Annotated in this window: 8 protein-coding genes; 6 read left to right on the forward strand and 2 right to left on the reverse strand. The window is 66.3% G+C overall.

The features are described from left to right. Positions 1–141: 141 nt before the first annotated feature. The 4 genes from ACWGIH_RS23970 (at position 142) to ACWGIH_RS23985 (ending at position 5,057) form a co-directional block, all read left to right on the forward strand. Positions 142–1,260 carry a ParB/RepB/Spo0J family partition protein gene (locus tag ACWGIH_RS23970; protein ID WP_453442923.1) on the forward strand — a complete coding sequence of 373 codons (1,119 nt, stop codon included), beginning with the start codon at positions 142–144 and terminating at the stop codon, positions 1,258–1,260. Between the two features lie 103 nt (positions 1,261–1,363). After that, on the forward strand, positions 1,364–2,419 hold the full coding sequence (locus tag ACWGIH_RS23975) for a ParB/RepB/Spo0J family partition protein (protein WP_453442925.1): 1,056 nt from the start codon (positions 1,364–1,366) through the stop codon (positions 2,417–2,419). Positions 2,420–2,460: 41 nt separating this feature from the next. Next, complete coding sequence (htpG, locus tag ACWGIH_RS23980; protein ID WP_453442927.1) at positions 2,461–4,338, forward strand: molecular chaperone HtpG; 1,878 nt, start codon at positions 2,461–2,463, stop codon at positions 4,336–4,338. Between the two features lie 65 nt (positions 4,339–4,403). Next, positions 4,404–5,057, forward strand: a complete 654-nt coding sequence (locus tag ACWGIH_RS23985; RefSeq protein ID WP_453442929.1) for a response regulator transcription factor — start codon at positions 4,404–4,406, stop codon at positions 5,055–5,057. A 77-nt stretch (positions 5,058–5,134) separates the two neighbouring features. Here the strand turns inward: ACWGIH_RS23985 and ACWGIH_RS23990 are convergent, their stop codons facing one another. Both ACWGIH_RS23990 and ACWGIH_RS23995 read right to left on the reverse strand, forming a co-directional pair. Beyond that, positions 5,135–5,878: an alpha/beta fold hydrolase gene (locus ACWGIH_RS23990; protein ID WP_453442931.1), complete on the reverse strand. Its 744-nt coding sequence runs from the start codon at positions 5,876–5,878 to the stop codon at positions 5,135–5,137. Between the two features lie 79 nt (positions 5,879–5,957). Continuing rightward, entirely contained in the window at positions 5,958–7,550 is a 1,593-nt protein-coding gene (locus ACWGIH_RS23995; RefSeq protein ID WP_453442933.1) for an MBL fold metallo-hydrolase, read from the reverse strand. A 302-nt stretch (positions 7,551–7,852) separates the two neighbouring features. On the opposite strand from ACWGIH_RS23995, the gene ACWGIH_RS24000 reads away from it, so the two are divergent. Together ACWGIH_RS24000 and ACWGIH_RS24005 are read left to right on the forward strand one after the other, a co-directional pair. Further along, entirely contained in the window at positions 7,853–8,068 is a 216-nt protein-coding gene (locus ACWGIH_RS24000; protein ID WP_453443194.1) for an MbtH family protein, read from the forward strand. 174 nt (positions 8,069–8,242) lie between these two features. Continuing rightward, entirely contained in the window at positions 8,243–9,487 is a 1,245-nt protein-coding gene (locus ACWGIH_RS24005) for a sensor histidine kinase (protein ID WP_453442935.1), read from the forward strand. The last annotated feature ends 60 nt before the right edge of the window (positions 9,488–9,547 follow it).

Consider the following 9,547-nt stretch of genomic DNA (forward strand, 5'->3'; position numbering starts at 1 on the left):
GGCTTTTTTCGGGTTGCGGGAAATGGCCGGTCGCATCTTCATGTCCGTCGATGTTTCACGTACTGATAGCGGCGGGACTTTCCACTCGAATATAGCCTATCCATTTCAGTATTCGTAGCTCAAACTCCAACGGGGGATAGTTTGAGTCTGTTTGAGTTCGGAACGAAGAGTGCGCACATCGAGTCGGCGAGCGGATCGGCAGATATAGAGCGGATTACGTCGACCCGGTCCGGGGAAATTTCGAAACTGCCCATAGCGCTGCTGCAGTTCAGCGAGTCACCCCGCCTTGCGGGACAGAACAGGAAATACGCTGAGCAACTCGCAGAGAGCGACACACTATTTCCGCCCATACTGGTGAACCGGCGGAACATTCAGGTCATCGACGGCGTACATCGCGTTCTGGCCACCCTCCTCAGAGGTCAGAAAACCATCGAGGCACGCATCGTCGATCTATCACGGAACGATGCCTTCCTGCTCGCCATCGAATCGAATTCGCGACACGGCCTGCCTCTGTCGCTGGCCGACCGACGTGCGGCGACAGCACGGCTCATCGCCTCCCATCCCCACCTTTCCGATCGGGCGATCGCACAAGCATCGGGTCTTGGCGCCAAGAGCGTGGCCGCCATCCGGCGTTCAACTGCGTCCCGGACGGAGTTGAACACCCGCACCGGACAGGACGGCAGAGTCCGGCCGCTCGACCGGGCGGCAGGCCGGCACCGGGCGGCAGAGGTGATCGCCCAGAACCGGCAGGCCTCCGTGCGGGAAGTGGCCCGGATCGCCGGGATCTCGCCGGCCACGGCGAGTGATGTCCGCAAGCGGATCCTCGCGGGCGAAAGCGTCGTCGGCGAGTCGACGCGGCAGGCCGCCACCGCTCCAGAGCCGTCGGCGGAGCCGCCCTCTGAACCTCCCTCTGAGCCCCGGCAGATCCAGACGCCCGAGAAGCAGGAGCCGCAGGAGAAGCCGACATCCCTGCTGGAACCCCTGCTGCACGACCCGCTCATACTCGACACGGAACTGGGGAGACGGCTGGTCGGCTCGCTGCGGAACAACCTGGTCGGGGTCTACCAGTGGCTCGAGCTGGCCGACGCCGTGCCGCCGCACTGCGGCGACCTGGTCATCGCGCTGGCACAGCAGAACGCGGACACCTGGCGGGAATTCGCGCAGGCGCTGGACGAGCGGGCGCTCCCCTCACCCCAACTCGCCGCAGGCTCACCCCAACTCGCCGCAGGCCAAGAGGACCAAACGGCGCCAGCGAATTGACATGGCAGAGATGCCGGGTGCACTCCCACTGGACAACCGCTGACCCATCACACAATTCCTGCTGCTGCGCCCTCACGCGAAACAGCAGCAATCCACACGCGAGGTGATCGCATTGCAGCAGTCTGACGTCGATATCGCTGCCCCTGTCCTGCGGCAGTCACCCAATGATCTAAAAGAACGGGTGCATGAGCACCCCGCTGAGCAGGATCAGGAATTCAGCAGTGTCGAGATTTCCGCACTGCGCTCGGGCGATTCTCCTCGAGTCGAGGGAGAAGACCGGCAGCATATCATTCGGCTAGCAGAAACCGATAGCCCACTGCCGCCGATCGTCGTCAACAAACGGACCATGCAGGTGATTGACGGGGTGCATCGCGTCTTCGCCGCCGTCCTGCGAGGCGATACCAAAATCAGAGCCGTCTTCTTCGACGGCAGCGAAGACGACGCCTTCTTATGCGCGGTCCAGGCCAATGTCACGCACGGCCTTCCGCTGTCACTTGCGGATCGCCGCACTGCGGCGGAAAGGATCCTCGTCTCGCACGCACACATGTCGGACCGGGCGATAGCACGTGCCACCGGCCTGGGCGCCAAGACCATTGCCGCCCTCCGGGGTCGCGTCGCCTCCCCCGCGCCGCACGTGCGCGTCGGTATCGACGGCAAGGTCCGCCCGTTGAACAGCACCGAGGGGCGCCTGCGGGCTGCCCACGTGCTTGCCGAACGTCCGGACGCGTCCTTGCGTGAGGTGGCCAGGTTCGCCGGCATTTCACCGGCGACCGTGACGGACGTCAAGAGGCGGCTCGCGGCGGGCGAACCTCCGGTGAGAGCACTGCCCTCCGCGCCTGTGGCGGGCGCCCAGGGCCGGCCGATGGAACCGGCGAGGCCCTCGCAGAGCCGACGCCGGGAAGCCCCGGAGAAGGTCGACCCCGGCCGCGCGCTGAAGATGCTGATGCGCGATCCCTCGCTGCGCCACAAACAGACCGGCCGCGAGCTGCTGCGACTCCTTCACCACAATGTGACCGTCATGAGCCAGTGGCCGGAGCTGATGAACGCGGTGCCGCACCACTGCACCCGGACGACCGCCGACCTGGCCCGACAGTACGCCGAGAGTTGGGCGAAGATCGCCGAACAGCTCGGCAAACGTGACTATCAGCAGTGCCTGTGAGCTGTGGGGAATTCTTTTACTGCCGGAACGGAAGGTAAGCGATGACACTGCAGGCACATCCGGAGACGTACACCTTTCAGGCCAAAGCGGCGCAGATTCTCGACCTCATGGCCAATTCGCTCTACAGCAACAAGGACATCTTTCTGCGCGAGTTGATCTCGAATGCCTCGGACGCGATCGACCGGCTACGGTTCGAACAGTACGCCCACCCGGAATCGGCCAGTGGTGAGCAGGACGACGCGCCGCAGATCCGAGTCACGTTCGACAAGGATGCGGGCACGATCACGATCGCCGACAACGGAATCGGCATGAGCCGCCAGGAAGCGATGAACAACATCGGCACCATCGCCCACTCGGGCACTGCCGAGTTCATCCGGACGCTCACCGGGGACCAGCGCCGCGACGCCGAGCTGATCGGCCAGTTCGGTGTCGGCTTCTACTCCGCGTTCATCGTCGCCGAACGAGTGGTGCTGACCTCGCGGCGGGCCGGGCTGCCGGCGTCCGAGGGGGTGCGCTGGTCGTCGGACGGCAAGGGCGAGTACATGCTGGAGGCCGTCGAGCGCGCCGATCGCGGCACCACGATCGTGCTCGAACTGCGCGAAGGCGAGGACGAGTTACTGAACGAGCACCGGCTGCGCTCGATCATCCATCGGTACTCGGACCACATCAGCCAGCCGATCGTGATGGAACAGGGCGAAGCCCCGGTGAATCAGGCGTCGGCCCTGTGGGCGCGCCCGCAAAGTGAGCTCAGCGAGCAGGACTACCACTCCTACTACCGGCACCTCACCAACGACTTCTCCGATCCGCTCGCCCATCTGCACACGAAGGTCGAAGGGCGGTACGAGTACACGCTCCTGCTGTACATCCCGTCCCGCGCGCCGCACAACCTGTGGGTTCCGCAGGTCCGCGACGGCGTACGCCTGCACATCCGGCGCGTCTTCATCCTCGAGGACTCCGGGCAGCTGCTGCCCGGCTACCTGCGATTCGTACGCGGGGTCATCGACTCGGCCGACCTGCCACTGAACGTCTCCCGGGAGATCCTCCAGGGGAGCCAGGCTGTCGACCACATCCGCTCCAGCGCGGTCAAGAGGGTGCTGAAGCTGCTGAAGGGCCTTGCGGACAACCAGCCGGACAAGTACACGGACTTCTGGACGCAGTTCGGCGGCGTGCTCAAGCAAGGCATCTCCGACGACCCTCCCCACCGGGAGGACATCACCGAGCTCCTGCGCTTCACCTCCACCTACTCGGGCACGCAGGACGCCGACGTCTCGCTCAGCGACTACGTGGCCAGGATGAAGGAGGGCCAGGACAAGATCTACTATCTCCTGGCACCCAGCCCGGCCGCCGCCGCGGCCAGCCCTCACCTGGAGGCGTTCCGCACCAAGGGCATCGAAGTGCTCCTGTTGGGCGAGGCGGTGGACAGTTTCGTCGTTTCCGGCCCGCTGCGCGAGTACCAGGGCAAGCGGCTGCAGTCCGTCGCCCAGGGGCCGCCCGGCTTCGGCGACTTGACGGATGACGCCGAGAAACAGGCCGCCGACCAGGCGAGCTCCGACTACGCCGCGCTTCTCGGCCGGCTCAAGGCGCACCTGGCGGGCAAGGCGTGGGACGTACGCGTGACCAGCCGGCTGACGACCTCACCCGCCTGCATCGTCACCGACGGGACGGAGACCGACCTCACCGCCGTGCAGCGGCTACGGAGCTCGGGGCTGCCCCACCAGCCGATCCTGGAGATCAACCCCGGCCACGCCCTGGTCGAGCGGCTCAACCGCGGACAGGACGACCCGCGCCTGCCCGTCTGGGCGCATGTCCTGTTCGACCAGGCGGTCCTTGCCACGGGTGCCCGGATCGAAGAGCCGGCCGCATTCGTCACCCGGCTCAACGACCTGCTGACGTCCTTGACCGCGGACACCTCCGCCTGATCCCCACCGGCTCGAACTGTGTTTGTTCACCGCCGCATTACGGCGGATGTGTGCCAATGTTGAGCATGCGAATTCTGGTGGCCGAGGACGAGCAATTTCTTGCGGACCTGGTGGCCGAGGGACTTCATGATGAGGCGATGGCGGTCGATGTCGTCTATGACGGTGCCACCGCGTTGGAGCGCCTCGCCGTCAACGACTACGACGTACTGGTCCTGGACCGTGACCTGCCACGGGTACACGGCGACGAGATCTGCCGCGCCATGGCCCAGCTCGGGGGGCGCGTACGCATCCTGATGCTCACCGCCTCCAGCGCGGTACACGAACGGGTCGCGGGACTGAACCTGGGGGCCGACGACTACCTGGCCAAGCCCTTCGCCTTCGACGAACTGGTGGCGCGGGTCCTTGCGCTCGGCCGCCGCGCCGGGCCGCTGCTACCCCCGGTCCTCGAGTGCGGCGACATCACACTGGACACGGCGCGTCGGCAGGCATCCCGCGACGGGCGCTACGTACCGCTCTCCCGCAAGGAGTACGCGGTGCTGAAAGTGCTGATGCAGGCTCAAGGCGCGGTCGTCAGCACGGAGGAACTGCTGGAACGGGCCTGGGACGAGCACACGGACCCGTTCACCACCGTCGTCAAGGTGACGATGAGCAAGCTCCGGTCCAAGCTCGGCGATCCGCCCGTCATCGTCACCGTACCGGGAAGCGGGTACAGGCTTTGAGGCCGGTACGGAGGCGTTGGAACGCCCGTTGGCGGGCCGACGCCGCTTAGTCGCCAGCGGCCCGCCAACGACATTGATCAATATTTGTCGAAGAACTCCACGATCGCCTCGTTGACCGGCTCCGGGCGCTCCAGATGCCCAAGGTGCCCGCAGCCCGGAATCTCCACCAGGTCGCAGTTCGGGATGGCGTCCGCCACTTCGGCGCCGAGGCGCGGCGGGGTGACGGCGTCATCGGCGAAGGTGATGACGCGGCAGGGTGCGGTGATCTTGCCGAGGTCCGATCGGCGGTCCTGGTCGGTGTCGATCCACTGCTGACCCGCGGCGACGGTTTCCCCGTCGCCGCCGGCCAGCTCGAATATCTCCAGCCAGGAAGCCACTGCCTCTTCGTCGTTGAGGGTGTCCGGGGACAGCATGTGGAGCACCGAATTGACCGCCCGGTACTTCGGCGGCAGCTTGACCCCGCTCTCCAGCAGGGCCCGGTCCGCCGCGGTCTGCGCCCGGCGCAGCACGTCCGAGCGGGCGCGGGTGGCCAGGAGCACCGCCGAGCGGACCAGGTGTGGGTCACTGATGGCGATTTCCTGGGCGATCAGCGACCCCATCGAGGTGCCGACGATCCGGCACGGTGCCAGATCCAGCGCCTCGATCAGGCCCTTGGTGTCGGCGACCACGTCCGCCAGCGTGTATTTGCCGGGTGGGGCGTCCGACGGCGCGATCCCGCGGTTGTCGAAGGTGACGGTCGCATAGCCGGCCCGGTGCAGCGCCGGCGTCTGGTGCATGTCCCATGCGTAGCCGGCCGCGGCCGACCCCATGATGAGCAGCACTGTCTCGCTGCCCTGCCCGGACCTCTGGTAGGCGAGCCGGATCCCGTTGGACTGGAGATATGACATCGTCGAAGACCTCTTACCAGCGCCACTCGCGCTTGTTGAACAGGTGTTCCGCGTGGACGTCCTGCGCCTTGCACCAGGTGAGGAACTCCTCTATCTGCTGGATCTGGTAGGTGTCGGGCGTGTACGTCGTCGCCATGACGTGGCCTTGCCAGCTCTCCTCGCCCATGGCGTACACGTACGCCTCTCGCGCGCCGAGCTCGGTCATGATCGCGCCTGCCTGCTCCGCGTTCGAACCCGACAGCTTGCGCGAGTCGCTCATCTTCTTGGTCACCGGGCGGGTCAGCAGTCCCTGGTAGAGCCAGGTCAGCGGGGCACCGTCGCACTCCATGCCCAGGAACGCCTTGTCGACGCCGCCCAGGTGCGAGCGGATGTACTGGTACAGCACCGGGTCGATGCCCGAGGAGTCCGCTCCGATGAACGCCGAAAGACCGGCAAGCTGCACGAAGTAGGTCGACTTGGAGCGGATGTCGAGGTCGGAGTGCTCGCCGAGGAACGGCGTGGCCACCACTCGGGCGCCGCCCGGCAGCGGCACCTCGTCGAAGTCGTCGACCTCGATCACCGTGAAGCCCATGGACTTGAGGTAGAGACCGATCGACGGGTCGCACAGGTTGCCCCGCGACGAGCGGGGGACGACGACCGCGTCAGTGCGTGAGCGCAGCTGCAGCAAGGTCTCCAGGACGATGTGGTCCTGGTGCCCGTGCGTGATCAGTGCCAGGTCGATGTGGTCCGGCAGGTCGTCGAGGGTGTACCGGTCGCCGTGGCGGTTGTCCGTGCTGATGAAGGGATCCACCACGACAGCGGCCTCCGGGCTCTGCAGCACGAGGCACGCGTGCCCGAAGTAGCGGATCCGGCCGCCGCTGTCGATGTGCCGGTCCGGCGCGAGGCTCGGCTCCGGGACGAGCAGCCTGTCCAGCTGGGCGGCCTGGGCGCCGTCGAGCCCGAGCGCCTCGTGCAGGCGAGCGGCGGTCGTACCTTCGATCCGCGCCCTCATCAGCTCGTCAAGACCGGGGTGGTCGAACGGGATCTGCAGGTCCAGCACGTCGGGTGAGGGAAGTCGGGGGGTGCTGAGGATGAACGGCCGCTCCACACCGTCGTCGAGGGAGAGCTGGACGGATTGGCGGCCCCGGTCGAAGGCCTTGCTGTGGTACAGCAGCGGCTCGATCAGGTGCACGGACGCCTGGTTGCTGGTGTCGTAGGCCAGCTCCACCAAGCCGTTCAGCGCCGCCGGCAGCTTCGGGTACAGCGGCGTGAGATCGAAGCCGGTGGCGTTCTGCCGCAGCAGCTCGTCCGCCTCGGCTATGGCAGCGGCGAACGCGAGCATGTCCGCGCGCTCGCGCTTGATGGTGTCCAGCAGCTCGCCGACCTCCGCCGCCCGCGACTCTTCGACGTCGACGAAGTAACCGCCGCGCAGAGCCGGGTTGCTGCTGGCCGAGATGTGCACCTGCGGAGACTGGAGGTACGACTCGAGCAGCGGCACCTGCACATTCGCCAGGTTCATGGACGCCTGAGCGGGCGCAACAATATGCATCCACGCATAGAACCTGTCGACCAGTGGTTCGATGATCGCATTCGAGCGGAGAAATATTCGGTCTCGGCTGTCAGGCATTTGGGCCCTCCTGTACGGAATTTACGCTGCCGCTTTACCGGCACCCGGTTCCCTGTGAACTGATTCCGCGCATACGCCTGCGCCGCGCGTGGTTACTAACGCACCACAGCGCCCCAGCTGCGTCAACGTCGGCCGACCCCCGTCCAACCGGCGAAACGCCGCAGTTGAACAGCTCCGCCTTCAGCGGCACGGGCCGGTAAACGCTGTATGCACCGTCGCCCATTGATGACCCGTGAGTGCCTATGCAACAGTGGATCCGCTCGTCGCTGCGGTCTCTTGTCGCGAGAAATAAGGACGGTGTCGTGCCAAACCCTTTTGAGGATCCCGACGCAAGCTATCTGGTCCTGGTCAACGATGAAGGCCAGCATTCGCTCTGGCCTGTCTTCGTGGCCGTACCCGACGGTTGGAAGACCATGTTCGGCGAGGCGCCAAGAGAAGAGTGCCTTGAGTACATCGAGAAAACATGGACGGACATGCGGCCCAAGAGCCTGATTGAAGCCATGAAAGGTACCGACTGAACTCCAGCCTTCCGTGATCGGCCGTCAGGTTCGCCTGGCGGCCGATTCGCGTTCCCAGAAGCGGTTTCCGCAAGGTGACCCAAGGCGTTAACCCCCTCCGTACAGGGCATCTGCGCCAATAGATGTCGGCGACCCCGCCGTCGTCGCCGCCATCGCAGGAAGCGGGTGCAGGTCATGAGGCTGGTACGGGCCGTGCGGCGCGTCCCTTCGGCGTTCAGTGGCTCGCTTCGGGCCCGGATGACGCTGCTCTACAGCGGCATGTTCACGATCATCACCCTGGCAGTGCTGAGCGTCACGCAACGATTCCAGCAGCGCGCCGTCAGCGACAAGGTGGACAACTTCTTCGTCTCGCCCGGCTCGCTCGCCAAGATCCCCTGCCGTTTCCGGCCTCCGGAGGCACCGTGCTCGGTCCTGCCGTACGAGGCGTCCGACGCAGTCCCTCGGGGCCCCAAGTCCGAGCCGTCGGCCATCATCGTGGGCGAGAAGGAGCAGCTGCAGGAGGCGCTGGCGGACACCCAGCTCATCATCAGCCTGATCGCCATCGGGGTGCTGGTGCTGCTGGCCATCGTGGTGTGCTGGTGGCTCACCGGACGGCTGCTGCGTCCGCTGCACAGCGTCACCGCCACCGCCCGCCGGCTGTCGCTGTCCACCCTGCACGAACGCATCGCCCTGTCGGGGCCGAAGGACGAACTCAAGGAACTAGCCGACGCCTTCGACGCCATGCTCGACCGACTGGATCACGCCGTGGCGAGCCAGCGCCGTTTCGTCGCCAACGCCTCCCACGAGCTGCGCACCCCCCTTGCCATCCAGCGAACGGCGATCGAGATCGGCCTGAACAACCCGACCCCGGAGCGGGTGACCCGGATTCGCGAAGAACTCCTCCGCGCCACCAAGCGTTTCGAGCGGCTCATCGAGGGCCTGCTCGTACTCGCGCAGGGAGAGCAGGAGCTCACCTCCCGGGATCCAGTGGATCTCGCCGCCGCAGTCGACCACGTCATGGCCGAGCAACTCCCCTTCGCCGAGCGCCGCAACATCAGCCTCACGGCTGTCACTCCTCCCGTCATCGTCTCGGGTGACGAGGTGCTGCTGACCCGTCTCGTCGCCAACCTGGTGCAGAACGCGATCCGGCACAACGTCGATGGCGGGCACGTTCTGATCGACCTGTCCCCCGAGAGCGGTCTCGTGGTCTACAACACCGGCCCGCATGTTCCGGACGAGCAGGTCGACGAGCTGTTCGTGCCGTTCCGGCGGCTGCACGCGGACCGGACCGGTTCGTCCGAAGGCGTGGGCCTCGGGCTCTCCATCGTCGTCGCCATCGCCAACGCCCATGGCGGCAGTGTGCACGCGACGGCCAACCTCGAGGGCGGGCTCTCGGTCCGCGTGGCCCTCCCGGTACACGCCCCGGTGCTGTCCGCCTGATCCGCGGGCCGCCGGGAGCGAAGGTGGCCGGCACCTCCGCTCTGGCTCCGGCCCGCGGCT

It is taken from the genome of Streptomyces sp. NPDC054872 (assembly GCF_053610705.1).

Excerpts from the sequence above, each read along its gene's own strand:
- ACWGIH_RS23985 (WP_453442929.1), top strand. The coding sequence starts at position 4,404 with ATGCGAATTCTGGTGGCCGAGGACGAGCAATTTCTTGCGGACCTGGTG.
- ACWGIH_RS23995 (WP_453442933.1), bottom strand. The coding sequence starts at position 7,550 with ATGCCTGACAGCCGAGACCGAATATTTCTCCGCTCGAATGCGATCATC.
- ACWGIH_RS24005 (WP_453442935.1), top strand. The coding sequence starts at position 8,243 with ATGAGGCTGGTACGGGCCGTGCGGCGCGTCCCTTCGGCGTTCAGTGGC.
- htpG (WP_453442927.1), top strand. The coding sequence starts at position 2,461 with ATGACACTGCAGGCACATCCGGAGACGTACACCTTTCAGGCCAAAGCG.